Annotated in this window: 12 protein-coding genes; 5 read left to right on the top strand and 7 right to left on the bottom strand. The window is 45.0% G+C overall.

Annotated features, from left to right (window positions below; translation table 11 throughout):
• The first annotated feature begins 28 nt into the window (after positions 1 to 28).
• Together ACXABW_RS15840 and ACXABW_RS15845 are read left to right on the top strand one after the other, a co-directional pair.
• Positions 29 to 1,846, top strand: coding sequence for an MOSC N-terminal beta barrel domain-containing protein (locus tag ACXABW_RS15840; RefSeq protein ID WP_457526096.1), 1,818 nt, complete (start codon positions 29 to 31; stop codon positions 1,844 to 1,846).
• A 247-nt stretch (positions 1,847 to 2,093) separates the two neighbouring features.
• Positions 2,094 to 2,675 carry an acyl-homoserine-lactone synthase gene (locus ACXABW_RS15845; protein WP_252033820.1) on the top strand — a complete coding sequence of 194 codons (582 nt, stop codon included), beginning with the start codon at positions 2,094 to 2,096 and terminating at the stop codon, positions 2,673 to 2,675.
• Positions 2,676 to 2,687: 12 nt separating this feature from the next.
• On the opposite strand, the gene ACXABW_RS15850 is transcribed toward ACXABW_RS15845, so the two are convergent.
• The gene (locus tag ACXABW_RS15850) at positions 2,688 to 3,410 is read right to left on the bottom strand and encodes a LuxR family transcriptional regulator (RefSeq protein ID WP_457527204.1); all 723 of its coding nucleotides are present in this window, start codon (positions 3,408 to 3,410) and stop codon (positions 2,688 to 2,690) included.
• A gap of 173 nt (positions 3,411 to 3,583) precedes the next feature.
• The gene (locus ACXABW_RS15855; protein WP_457526098.1) at positions 3,584 to 4,480 is read right to left on the bottom strand and encodes a DMT family transporter; all 897 of its coding nucleotides are present in this window, start codon (positions 4,478 to 4,480) and stop codon (positions 3,584 to 3,586) included.
• Positions 4,481 to 4,579: 99 nt separating this feature from the next.
• Between ACXABW_RS15855 and ACXABW_RS15860 the strand changes: the two genes are divergently transcribed.
• A complete protein-coding gene (locus tag ACXABW_RS15860; RefSeq protein WP_457526100.1) occupies positions 4,580 to 5,368 on the top strand; it encodes an AraC family transcriptional regulator in 789 nt (262 codons plus the stop codon).
• Between the two features lie 40 nt (positions 5,369 to 5,408).
• Here the strand turns inward: ACXABW_RS15860 and ACXABW_RS15865 are convergent, their stop codons facing one another.
• Together ACXABW_RS15865 and ACXABW_RS15870 are read right to left on the bottom strand one after the other, a co-directional pair.
• On the bottom strand, positions 5,409 to 6,326 hold the full coding sequence (locus tag ACXABW_RS15865; protein ID WP_457526102.1) for a M14 family metallopeptidase: 918 nt from the start codon (positions 6,324 to 6,326) through the stop codon (positions 5,409 to 5,411).
• A gap of 318 nt (positions 6,327 to 6,644) precedes the next feature.
• Positions 6,645 to 7,298: a DsbA family oxidoreductase gene (locus ACXABW_RS15870; RefSeq protein WP_457526104.1), complete on the bottom strand. Its 654-nt coding sequence runs from the start codon at positions 7,296 to 7,298 to the stop codon at positions 6,645 to 6,647.
• 234 nt (positions 7,299 to 7,532) lie between these two features.
• On the opposite strand from ACXABW_RS15870, the gene ACXABW_RS15875 reads away from it, so the two are divergent.
• Complete coding sequence (locus ACXABW_RS15875; RefSeq protein ID WP_457526106.1) at positions 7,533 to 8,903, top strand: alpha-amylase family glycosyl hydrolase; 1,371 nt, start codon at positions 7,533 to 7,535, stop codon at positions 8,901 to 8,903.
• Positions 8,904 to 8,934: 31 nt separating this feature from the next.
• Here ACXABW_RS15875 and ACXABW_RS15880 read toward each other — a convergent pair whose 3' ends face one another.
• Entirely contained in the window at positions 8,935 to 9,543 is a 609-nt protein-coding gene (locus ACXABW_RS15880) for an AraC family transcriptional regulator (protein ID WP_265688807.1), read from the bottom strand.
• 176 nt (positions 9,544 to 9,719) lie between these two features.
• Between ACXABW_RS15880 and ACXABW_RS15885 the strand changes: the two genes are divergently transcribed.
• Entirely contained in the window at positions 9,720 to 10,823 is a 1,104-nt protein-coding gene (locus ACXABW_RS15885; protein ID WP_457526108.1) for a 1-acyl-sn-glycerol-3-phosphate acyltransferase, read from the top strand.
• A 69-nt stretch (positions 10,824 to 10,892) separates the two neighbouring features.
• Here ACXABW_RS15885 and ACXABW_RS15890 read toward each other — a convergent pair whose 3' ends face one another.
• Together ACXABW_RS15890 and ACXABW_RS15895 are read right to left on the bottom strand one after the other, a co-directional pair.
• Entirely contained in the window at positions 10,893 to 11,492 is a 600-nt protein-coding gene (locus ACXABW_RS15890) for a hypothetical protein (RefSeq protein WP_457527206.1), read from the bottom strand.
• A gap of 197 nt (positions 11,493 to 11,689) precedes the next feature.
• The gene (locus tag ACXABW_RS15895) at positions 11,690 to 11,989 is read right to left on the bottom strand and encodes a YfcZ/YiiS family protein (protein ID WP_252033833.1); all 300 of its coding nucleotides are present in this window, start codon (positions 11,987 to 11,989) and stop codon (positions 11,690 to 11,692) included.
• Positions 11,990 to 12,160: the final 171 nt, after the last annotated feature.

Here is a 12,160-nt window from a genome sequence, read left to right on the forward strand (position 1 = left end):
TCAATAAAAAAATACAATAGGATCAGCAATGTCGACAGCTAAGCTCACACAAATTAATGTCTACCCAGTTAAGTCTGTTGGAGGAATTTCACTTTCTACCTCTTGGGTTGAGAAGCAAGGATTGGCTTTTGATAGACGATTCATGGTCGCGTTGGCTGATGGCAGTATGGTCACAGCTCGTAAGTTTCCTCAGATGGTTAAAGTGACATCGACCTTGCTAGCGGATGGATTGATCTTTACCGCTCCTAATTTATCACCTCTGAAACTGAGTTACTCATCTTTCAAAATGCAGCCTGCGCCAGCCACGGTGTGGAAAGACACTTTTGAAGCGTTTACAACGACCGATGAAGCGGACGATTGGTTCAGCGAAGTGCTCGGTCAACGTGTTGAGTTACTTTATACCGGTGAGCAATCTCAGCGTGTTCGTGACAAGCTTGGACACAATGTGAGCTTCGCAGACGGCTATCCAGTATTGGTAATCAGTGAGGCTTCGTTAGATGAGTTGAACCGTCGTAGCCCAGAACAGCACAGTATGGACCAATTTCGTACTAACCTAGTAGTGAGTGGAAGTGAGCCGTTTATTGAAGACAGCTGGAAGCGAATTCGCATAGGTGAAGTCGAGTTCGAAAGCGTAAAGCCGTGTGAACGTTGCATTCTAACAACCGTTGATGTTGAGAAAGGTGCATTCAGAGAAAGCAAAGAGCCACTCAATACCTTAAGCCAATTTAGAGCAAATGAACGTGGTGGGGTATTCTTTGGGCAAAACCTTGTTGCGAAGAACGAGGGCCTAATACAAGCGGGGGACGAGATTGAAGTCCTCGAATATAAAGACAAAGAAGTTTACCAAGATACCTCGCCAACTAAGCTGACAATGACATGTGTAGAACGTGAAGAAATTGCCAAAGATTTTGTGACTTTCTGGCTAGAACCTCAGCACTCCTCAACACCTAGCTATCAGCCAGGACAACACTTGCCAATCGAAGTAACGATTGATGGTGAGCGTGTTGGACGCCGTTACACGCTATCATCAAGCCCATCACGCCCTGGACGGCTGGCAATATCGGTGAAGCGTATTGACGGTGGCCGCGTGTCAAACTGGCTGGCCGACCATCTTAAAGTGGGCGACTCGCTCACCACAGAAATGCCAGATGGCAGTTTTCATTTGAGTGAAGACATGAATCAACCACTGTTGTTGCTTTCGGCGGGCAGTGGTGTCACTCCGATGCTTTCAATGCTTAGATACTTGGCAGACCATAATCAAATAGACGATGTTGTCTTTTACCACCAATGCCGAAGCGCAGAAGATATTCCTTGTAAGGAGGAACTTGACCAGTTGAAGCGTGAGCACCCTGGACTGAAAGTGTTGATTTCATTATCTCAAGCTCCAATCGATTGGTTTGGGTTGAAAGGTCGCATCAGCTTATCTCACATCAAACAGATTAAAGATGCTGAAAAGCGACAAGTATTTGTGTGTGGCCCAGATGGATTTATGCAAAAAGCCAAAAACTTGCTGCTAAAGAAAGGGTTGCCAGAGGATCACTACCATCAGGAAGCGTTTGGTGTTGCTCAAATTTCAACGGCACCGCTTAAGTCGGTGCAATTGAGTGTGAACGGCACTGTCTTTGAAGGAAATAACCAAGAAACGTTGTTAGAACAAGCCGAGAAAGCGGGGGTTGCCATTACTCATACTTGTCGCGCAGGCTTGTGTGGTGCATGTAAAGTAACGGTTGAGTCAGGCAAGGTGCATCAACCAGATGTCCCAGCTCTACAAGACGATGAAAAACACATGGGGGTTGCGTTAGCGTGTTGCTGCGTTCCTCAAACGGATATTGAAGTGGTTAGTTAACGGCTTTTTCTACTAAGTTCAATACAAGAAAAGCCCTTAGCTCGATGAGCTAAGGGCTTTTTAATACACGCCGAATACTGAATAAATTTTATGTAGTGTTTTCGTGGTATCGGCCAACTGACTGCTAGTAATAAGCTCTTAGATAATAAATAAAATCAACCGTATGCATAACTGTTCGATCGGACAGGTTTTCTAAGTCAATCTATCTACTACGTTGACATCTCCATCAATAAAAAGGAGATGTAACATGTCTATTTCAATTTTGTCCCACACATTTAGCGAAATTCCTACTGGTGATTATGACGACTTATTGTCGTTACGTTACAAGGTTTTCGCTAAGCGCTTGAATTGGGAGCTCAATGTTGAGCAACAGAAAGAAACAGATGAGTACGATGTCGATAGAGCGCATTATTTGTATGCTAAACAAGAGCACGGGCCAGTGATTGGGTGCTGGCGTGTTCTGCCGACAACGCAAGACTACATGCTAAAGGACACTTTTCCGATTTTGCTTGGCGAGCAAGAAGCGCCACAGGAAGAAAGGGTGTTTGAGCTCAGCCGATTTGCAGTTGATAAGGAGTTTTCAGCTCAAGCGGGTGGTGTGAGTAATGTGACGATGAAGATGTTTCAGGCCTTGTACCAACACGCAAAATCGCATGAGATTGACTCATATGTGACAGTGACTTCGGTAGCAATAGAGAAATTAATCAGCCGTATGGGGATCCCAAACTCTAGGATAGGAGACCAGCAAGTCCATCTGCTGGGAGATACGCGTTCCGTGGTACTTCACATTCCGATGAATGAGCAATACAGGCAAAGTGTTGGCGCTTAGTGATTCGCAACATTAGATATGAGGGTGGATATGTCCCCCGAGTATCGCTTTAGTAATAGCTTGGTAGCGATTCGTCGCGCCAAGCTTATTGCAAGCATTCGAAATGTGAAACTTTGCCGTGCGTTCTGAGCAACCGATGATTGCGGCAATTTCCCATGCGCTTTTGCCTTCCGCAGCCCAAGTTAAGCATTGAACTTCTCTATTGGTTAAAGACACCAAATGTTCGTTGTCCTCAGAGTCAGACACAATGTTGTGAATGTTCTGGGTGAGCAAAGGGACAATCAATTGAGATGTGGCAATTCTAGCGCTGTCGACGTTGTAAGCTTTCTCATCAGACGTGGCGAAACTTAGCATACCAAACTCGCCCCTTAAACCGTGTATTGGGATGCTAAAGCCAGCGTTGAGGCCATTACAGCGAGCTTCTTCAAAAATGACGTTAGAACTGGATGTGTCTTGCTTGAACAGATCCCATCGCACTGGTAGAAAATGAGACATGCTGTACTTCACCACTGGGTCCACATGCATGAAGCCTGATTCATCATACTGTTCTCGCCAGGTAGTGGGGTAGTTATCGATAATGAGTGTCTTACCGTCAACCAAAGTGGGTTGGAACGAGAGTCCGAGCAAAAAGTATTCGTGGTCGATGATGTTATTTAACTTCAGTAAGATTTGTTTGAGCTGCTTTGGAGACGAAATGACTTGGTTTTCTTCGATCAGCTGCAAAATGGGTTGCATCATAGGCGACAAATTATTTGTTGTTATGTACTGATAGTTATATCAGATGAAATCCCTAGAGGCATGTTTTTAAATAAAAAAACAGTATGCCTATCCTAAATAATTTTTTATATCTAAGTTCAAGAGCTGGTGGAGTGGGGTATTCACACCACCCACTCATTCTGCTTTACCCGTTAAGCTTTGTCCGCATCAACAGCCGTTACTACGGCTCTACGAAGTTTGAATTGAGACAAAATAACCCCAGAAATAACCATTAAACCACCTAACACATGGTAGCTGTGGATAGTTTCGCCAAGCAATATGGCTGCTAGGGTCACTGCGAAAACCGGTAGCAGGTTCATAAACATTGCACTTGAGTCTGCGCCGATGAGGTCAATGGCTTTTACCCACATCCAAGGCGCTGCAATCGACCCTAAAATAGAGGCATAAGCGATGAGAGGCAAAGACGCTTGAGTGGGTAGTAACGTGTCGCTGGAAAGCCACAGTGGGATTAGCATGGCGACAGCAAAAAGCCCTTGGCTGTAGATAAGCGTCCAGTTACTCAAAGGCATTTTCCAGCGTTTAAGCAATACACAGTAAAGCGCGTATACCGAAGCTGAAAGAATGGTGAGGAAGTCACCTTGAGTCATATCTTTATCTAGGAAGAAACCAACGTCCCCTTTACCAAGCATAAAAGCTAAGCCTGAAAGGGAAATAACACCTCCAACGATACTTAGAGGTGCTAAGCGTTTACCCAATAACGGTACACTAAGGAAGACGCTCAGTAGAGGAACTAAAGACGTGATCAGTGCCATGTTGGATGCAGTCGTCGTCAATCCGGCGTAGTACCCAAGAGACTGGTTAAGCACCATACCAAGCATTGCCAAGAAGGCGAGCTTAGAAAGGTAAGGCTTAATGACTTGCCACTGCTTAACGAACGTTGGCAAGCAGAATGGTGTAAGGATGAGCATGGCAACGAACCAACGATAAAAGCTCATAGAGCTCGGCTCGATTGCTGAAGCCGCCAGTTTATTTACGATGGAGTTCCCGCCCCAGATCATGACAGTGAAAAGCGGTAGTAGGTAGACCATGTGAGCTCCGTCGCAGTATAAGTGATAGTAACAAGTCTGACAGGTCTGTATGATTGTATGTATCTTCAAAAAGACATTCTGCGCGTTAGGAAGACAATTTTGAAAAGAGCAGCTCGTAACCTTCATCCGTCGTTATCAATTGACACTGCGCCATCAGATGTATTTATGAATTTTGAAGCGTTTTTGTCTAACACAGAGACGCGGGTTCATAGTCATCCTTGGGGACAAATTCAGCTAATCAGTGGTGGCATTTTAGAAATGGAAGCAGAAGACACGCGTTTTCTAGCACCACCTCATTTGGCTATTTGGGTGCCCGCGGGTATCAACCACTGTAGCTTCAATCGTAAACCACTGGATTACTGGTCTTTGAATATTGCGTTGGACTTAACCAAACATTTCCCTAGTCAAACCAGCCTGATAAAAGTAACCCCAATTGTTTCTGCGATTGTTGATGACTTCAGGTCGAGGGACATTAACGTAGCGGAATCAGTACAGGACAAGCGTCTGATTCAAGTGTTGCTCGACCAACTGGCGACTGGTGAAGTTGAACACCACTTTCTGCCTACAACAAACAACAAATACTTAGAGCCGATATTGGCAGCGGTAGAGGAGTCACCGACCGACAACACCAGCTTAGGAGATTGGGCGGCAAAGGTGCATACCACGGAGCGAACGTTAGCACGTCATTGCCAAACGGAATTGGGTATGAGTTTCACAGAGTGGCGTTTGCGAGTTCGATATCTCTATTCCATGGAGTTATTGCGAAAGGGGCACTCGGTTAAGGAAGTCGCATTTACACTGGGCTACAACCAAGCGAGCCCTTATATATCGATGTTCAAGAAGTACTCTGGCTTAACTCCAGAACAATATAAAAACCGGCTGCTATAGCCGGTTTTTTATATTTCGTTTTGTCAGCCGACAGTGCGTGTTAGCGCTGAGACAATACGTAGTCTAAACCACCAATGATGGCTGCCACTTGTGCATGATTACACTCGTCGTCAGTGACCTTTGGGCTGTCTGGGTAAACTTCGGTAGTCGTACCGTACTGACAATTCGTTACGCCGCCACAAAGGCCAAGCTTTTTCATGGAGTAGTTAATTACGCCATCTTGTACGACTTCAGAGCCGATGATTTTGCCATCCTCGTCAGCAGGAGCAATATGAGTCACTTTTCTAACCGACTCAATGACCGCTGCTTGGAAGTCTGGCACTGGGTTCTCTGTGTCACCAACAGTGTAAAAACCGTCTGGGATCATGCCTTCAATGTATTCAACTCCGTCACGAGCTGCCAGAGCAGGGCGGAACTCGGTTTCGTCGGTATCGGTTGTCTCATGAAGATCGATGTGAATGAGTACATCACCCAGCGTTGAGACTAACTTCATTAAGTTGGCAGATTCTTCTGCTGGCGAATCTTGATAGAACGAGCGATTTGGATCCACTGCATTTGGGTTCCAACGGTTAATCGTCTCGTATCCCCAAGGGCTGACACAAGGAGCAACGACAATGTTGAAGTATTGGCTGTAGTGCTGAGCTTGAGTCTCTACAAACTTTAACGCACCGTGCACACCACTGGTTTCATAACCGTGCACGCCGCCAGTGACTAGCACAGTGGGCTTGTTGTCATCCCAATTAGGGCTTTTGATGCAAAATAATGGATAGCGCTGTTCATCGTAGGAAAGAGCGCCATATTGTTCGACGAGAAACTCAGAGGCGAGCGCCTTAATTTTGGGTACGACTTCTTGTTGATATTCTCGCTTAATGGTGGTTTGAGCGCGCCAAGCTTTACGTTCCTCTTGTCCCCACTTTTCTCCGCTTGTTCCAATCGGGTAGGAGTATGAGCTGTGCATCGTTTTACCTCTTCTTCTTTTTGTTGTTTTTGTTATACATCAGTCGGTTGAACAGGTTTGTTAGCAAAGGCTGCCCTCTAACATAAACCCTGATACTGAATTCCCTACCTGTAAGTGGAAATACGTATTGCCAACGAATAGGGATGGCATATCAACGACCAGTGTGTATCTTTGCAGCTTAAAACGGCAGCGCAACTAGAGCAACGATTATTGATATTGATAATGTTAGCTGGTGAGTTATTCGTCAGGGTTGGTGTTTTAGTCGGCAAATCCTCAGTGAATAAAGGGCTGGCGAGATGTAAGGAGAGGTCAATGAGTCTAGTCGGCGAGCTCTTTTGTAACCACTTCAGTAATCACATCGACCAGTATTTGGCTTGATTGTGCGCCAGCGATAAGGTGTTTTTGATTCAAAATGATTGCAGGGACGGCGTTGATACCCGCTTCGATCCACTGTTGTTCAGTAGACGCGACGGTTTCAGCCCAAGAAGGATCGTCTATCACTTTCTGGGCTAGCTCAGCATCTAAACCGACGGAAGTGGCAATTTCAATCAACACTGATGTTTGACTGATATCCATCCGTTTAGAGAAATAGGCTTTGAAAAGGGCGAGTTCCAGCGCTTGTTGTTTGGCATCACTTTGCGCCCACATTAGCAGTTGATGCGCTTTTCGAGTGTTGTATATGCGCATTTCGTCGTAAAAGTCGAACTGAAAGCCCAAGTCTGCGCCGAGTTGAGTCAGAGTTTCTCTTGCAGACGCACTTGCTTCATCCGACGTCCCGTACTTGGCGGCCAAATGTTCTTTGAGGTTTTGACCTTCAATCGGCATAGCTGGGTTAAGCTCAAAAGGGTGCCAGTGGATGTCAGCTACAACAAGGTCAGACAACTGCTCAAGTGCAACTTCAAGGCGCTTGTAACCGATGATGCACCATGGGCAAACGACATCAGAAACAATATCAATTCGCAGTGTTGACATAGGCCCTCCTGTGAATACCTCGATTGGTTGTTAGTATCGTTATAGTATAGCGCGCCCTCTACGCCCCCTAACTCATACGCCAATTTTCCCCAGCAGGGGGAATCAAAGCTCGTGAGATTGAATATAATCTCAGTTTGCCAGTACCACTACAAATTTATCATACAGACTGACAAAATTGGATCGCGAGTACAAAAAATGACCATGTCAGTCGGTATAACAAAGGAAAGTAACAACATGAAAACTGTGCATCATACCGACGTAATTCTTCACGCCTTTGATTGGCCATATCTTTCGGTTGCAGAGCAAGCTCATGAAATAGCCAAAGCAGGGTACAAATCTGTTTTGGTTTCTCCTCCAATGAAGTCCCTATGTACTAAAAGCGGCACCAAATGGTGGCAACGCTATCAGCCTCAAGATTATCGCGTAATTGATAACCAGTTGGGAAACACGGTCGATTTCAAAGCAATGATTACCGCCTTAAAGGAGCATGACATTCGCACTTATGTGGATGTGGTGTTCAACCATATGGCGAACGAGTCTTCGATTCGAAATGATCTCCAGTATCCTAGCCAAGCAGAGTTAGACAGCTATCAATCAAACAGCCAATATTTTGAATCAGTGAAGCTATTCGGTGATCTCTCTGAGCCTATTTTTACGGAAGAAGACTTTGTAGAAGCATTTGGGATTGAAGATTGGCAAGACAAGTGGGAAGTACAAAATGGCCGGATCACGGGGGGCCCAACCGATCCAGGTTTGCCTACACTTCGAGACAGTGATTACGTGGTCGAGCAGCAAAAACTCTACTTAAAAGCGATGAAAGCGCTTGGTGTTAAAGGGTTTCGAATTGACGCGGCAAAGCACATTACCCTCGAACAACTCAAAAAAGTGTGGAGTGATGATATTACTGAAGGCATCCATATCTTTGGGGAGATCATTACCGATGGTGGAGCGACGAAGGCCGAATATGAGTTGTTCTTACAACCCTACTTAGAGCAAACACGGCTTGGTGCTTACGACTTCCCGTTGTTTCAGACGGTGTTTGACTCGCTGCAGCCAAAAGGGTCATTGAAATCACTCATCGACCCATATTGTTTTGGCCAAGCACTGTCTAAACCAAGAGCGATCACCTTTGCCATCACACACGATATTCCAAACAACGATGTGTTTGCCGATATGGTGATGGACGAGTCATTAGAAGGGTTAGCCTATAGCTATATATTGGGGCGAGATGGCGGAGTGCCGTTGATTTACACCGACCTTGATACTAGCGGGATAGTAAATTCTTGCAAGAAACCGCGTTGGGTAGATTCTTGGAATGATCCTCAAATGGTTGCAAGAATAGAGTTCCACAACCGAATGCATGGGCTTCGCATGTCTTTAATTGAAGCATGTGATGATCTCCTAGCGTTTAAACGTGGAGATAAAGGTATTGTTGTGCTGAACAAGTCACGTAAGCCGAAGAGAATGTCTCTTCCTGTGTCTGGTGAGTGGTTTGAATTACTCAGTGCTCAGAAATACTCTACTGTTAAAAGAGAGCTTTCTGTGGTTGTCCCGCCACAACAGAGTATGATGCTAGTTAAACAAGGCGCACTATCTAAGAGCTAGTACGCCACGCTTATCCGTATAGGTCTCTTGCCTAAAAATCTTCACCTAGAACCAAGAGTGCGATTTGTTCGCACTCTTCTGCATTACCCGCAAATAATTGTTCAATAACGACAGCTTTTTTCTGGCCAGATTGAATGCGCTTTTTAGCTTCACGTACCGTCAAGACCATAAGCACATCACGAGCTAACGAAGAATCGCTATCAGGTTGCCAAGATGAAATTGCTTGGCTCAACAGGTTGAGAGACAGAAGTGGCTTCAGCGTGCCGATTTCATTTCGCACAACGGTCAGCATATCTTGGCTATGCTCCACAGACGATGTCTTGGTTGCTAGTCGGTCGAGCAGGGCAACCGTTAGGTCGTTAAGTTCTACGTATCCTGCCTGGCTTGGGAAAGAGTCGGTTAAGCGAGCAGAAAAGTGTACTTGTTGTACTTTCGAACCTGGAAAAAAGGACAGTGAGCATAAGCAATCAAATGGAATCCACATTGCTTCACCTGCTTCGACCGTGTACTCATGTTTTCCTAACCGAACCAAGACTAGGCCATGAATCACTCTTACCAAACTGTATTTAATTACTTTTTTACGCGGTGTCGTAATTAGGTAGTTAAACTGCTCGTATTGATGTTCAATGGCGTAATTCATTAATTCGTCTCCAAAAATGGGGCGCTAAGGTTACCTTTTCTTCCCAAAAATGCCAATAGCGTGGTAGTTTATTGACCATCTTCTGGTCTGACCTTGAGTATTCTCAGACGTCTGTTGCTGATAACCATAAAAACTATGCGTAGAATAGGCCAGCTTTTTATTTGATGTAGTGAAAAATGAGTTCTAATACTGACCCTTATGTAGATATTCGTCCGTATAACGACGAAGAAATTCCATCCGCTATTGATCGGCTTATCAACGATGAAGAGTTTATCAGTGCGATTTTACAGCACCGATTCTCTAATCACGCCCCTTGGTTCAAAGCGGTTATGAGCCCATTTGTGAAAGCTTACCTGAAGTTTAAGTGGGCCAAATTAACTTCTGTTGAAGCGATTCAAATGGAAGTGAAGAAGTACCTCACTAAGACATTAGAAACCACTACAAATGGTGTGACGTACACAGGTCTAGATAAGCTGGATAAGAGCACGGCGTATTTGTTTGTGTCTAACCACCGCGACATCGCGATGGATCCAGCGCTCGTGAACTATGGCTTACACCAAGAGAACCACAGAACGGTTCGTATTGCTATTGGTGATAACTTGCTCAAAAAGCCATGTGCGACAGAACTAATGCGTTTGAACAAGAGTTTCATTGTGAAACGTTCGGCAAAAGGCCCTCGTGAAATGATGAAAGCTCTAGGTACACTGTCTAGCTACATCAAACACTCTTTAGACACTGGGAATTCTATCTGGATCGCTCAGAAAGAAGGTCGTGCCAAAGATGGCAACGATTTTACCGATCCAGCTATTCTGAAGATGTTCCACGTAGAAGGTCGCAAACAAAAAGTAGCCTTCCCGGACTACATTAAGTCTCTGAAAATCGTCCCAGTATCGATTGCTTACGAAAATGACCCGTGTGATATCGCTAAAGCACGTGAGTTGTATGAGAAAGCGACCAATGGCAGCTATGAAAAAGGTGAGTTTGAAGATATCGAAAGCATCATTCAGGGCATTGTGGGTAATAAAGGCCGCATTCACGTCGCGTTTGGTGACGTTATTTCCGATCCCTTTGAAACGCCTGAAGAGCTCGCTGCAGAAATTGATCGTCAGATCCACGCAAACTACAACCTGTACCCAATTAACCATTTGGCTGCAGGCAATGATCATAGCGTTGAATCTGCGGTGCGCAGCCATTTAGACGAGAAGCTTCAAGAGCTTCCGGAAGATGCGCATCAGTACTTGTTAGACAGCTACGCTAACCCAGTACGTAACCAAGCGTAAATTTGCTGAGTTACAAAATGAAAAAGAGAGGCTGATGCCTCTCTTTTTTTGGTTTGCTAAGTCTGCACGTTAACGAGCTACCGCTCCACCCAGTGTTAAATTGCTTGGCCATTTAGTCACGACGTTGCCGCCAAGGAATATATTGCCATTGACTGTCATAGTGTCTGGGAAGGTCGTTATTTTTGAACCGCCAATAAACAAATTGCCTTCGACAGTCAGGCCCTCTGGTAGCTGCTCAAGGGGGGTTCTAATGACACTCAAGTCGCCTTTGACATAAAAACGCGGAGGGAGTGAGGTAACTTTGGTGTCGGTTAGGTTGATAAAACCGCCGACTTGGATTCCGCCAGGCCATCGAGTGAGTTCGCTGCCTAACAAGTTTGCAAACCCCTTAATTTTAGTGCCTTTTTCAATGCGCTTTAGTTTGCTATTTGAGGCATCCAAGCTTCCTTGAATATCCAAGCCCTTAGGTAGGCGCTCAATCGATGTTTTTGCAATATTGAGGTTTCCTTTGACCTGTAGACCATCGGGTAGCGCTGTATAGGGTTTATTGCGTAGATCTAAGTTACCGTAGTTGTCTAAATGGTTGAGCATACGGTAATAGTCAAGCGGCTCGGCAGCGGCGCGAGTAGAAAGTAGGCTTAGGGTCAAGAAGAGTAGTGCTGCCTTCATAAATGGCCAAGAAGTCGATGATACAAACATAGTGGTAGTATCGGTGGCTTTGTTTGGCAGTGCAATGGCAAGCCGACAATTTGTGATTTTATGTCAGCGGCTTAGCTGTTTTTTTTTGTGTGTGGATGGAAAGGGCAGTATTGGATGTGTGTGAGGAATAAAAAACGAGCCCAAGGGCTCGTTTTTAGTAATTAGACTCATCGTGAGATAGAGCGAGATTTCAATTCAAAAATCAGTTTTTCAGCGCTAACTTCGAACTTGAAGCGGGCAGTCAGTTCTTTAGACTCGTCAGACACAGGGCTAAGTTCGTGCTCGACGTTTGCGCAGACTTGTTGTGCCAGTGTCAGGTATTTTTGGAATTCGCCATCTAGCTGTTCTTTGTTATTGGCAAAAATCGTGACTTCTGCGACGTCGTCACCTTCTTTGATAATAAAGCCCATTTCGCCAGCACAGCCACATGCTTCACATACTTCAGCTTCGGTTTGTTCGATGCTCATTAGGTACTCCTTAAAGAAATTAGGGCTATTCTACAATTGAATTTGATCTTCATCTACAAAAACGGAGTCAAATTAAAGCCACAAGAAACGGTATGTTATGTTGATATCGGGTATGTAACTGTCTTCCTATATACCTCCAGCCTGCTTTGTTACATGTGATGTAGATCATAT

Source organism: Vibrio paucivorans (assembly GCF_054053395.1).

Excerpts from the sequence above, each read along its gene's own strand:
- ACXABW_RS15840 (WP_457526096.1), top strand. The coding sequence starts at position 29 with ATGTCGACAGCTAAGCTCACACAAATTAATGTCTACCCAGTTAAGTCT.
- ACXABW_RS15845 (WP_252033820.1), top strand. The coding sequence starts at position 2,094 with ATGTCTATTTCAATTTTGTCCCACACATTTAGCGAAATTCCTACTGGT.
- ACXABW_RS15850 (WP_457527204.1), bottom strand. The coding sequence starts at position 3,410 with ATGCAACCCATTTTGCAGCTGATCGAAGAAAACCAAGTCATTTCGTCT.
- ACXABW_RS15855 (WP_457526098.1), bottom strand. The coding sequence starts at position 4,480 with ATGGTCTACCTACTACCGCTTTTCACTGTCATGATCTGGGGCGGGAAC.
- ACXABW_RS15865 (WP_457526102.1), bottom strand. The coding sequence starts at position 6,326 with ATGCACAGCTCATACTCCTACCCGATTGGAACAAGCGGAGAAAAGTGG.
- ACXABW_RS15870 (WP_457526104.1), bottom strand. The coding sequence starts at position 7,298 with ATGTCAACACTGCGAATTGATATTGTTTCTGATGTCGTTTGCCCATGG.
- ACXABW_RS15875 (WP_457526106.1), top strand. The coding sequence starts at position 7,533 with ATGAAAACTGTGCATCATACCGACGTAATTCTTCACGCCTTTGATTGG.
- ACXABW_RS15880 (WP_265688807.1), bottom strand. The coding sequence starts at position 9,543 with ATGAATTACGCCATTGAACATCAATACGAGCAGTTTAACTACCTAATT.
- ACXABW_RS15885 (WP_457526108.1), top strand. The coding sequence starts at position 9,720 with ATGAGTTCTAATACTGACCCTTATGTAGATATTCGTCCGTATAACGAC.
- ACXABW_RS15890 (WP_457527206.1), bottom strand. The coding sequence starts at position 11,492 with ATGAAGGCAGCACTACTCTTCTTGACCCTAAGCCTACTTTCTACTCGC.
- ACXABW_RS15895 (WP_252033833.1), bottom strand. The coding sequence starts at position 11,989 with ATGAGCATCGAACAAACCGAAGCTGAAGTATGTGAAGCATGTGGCTGT.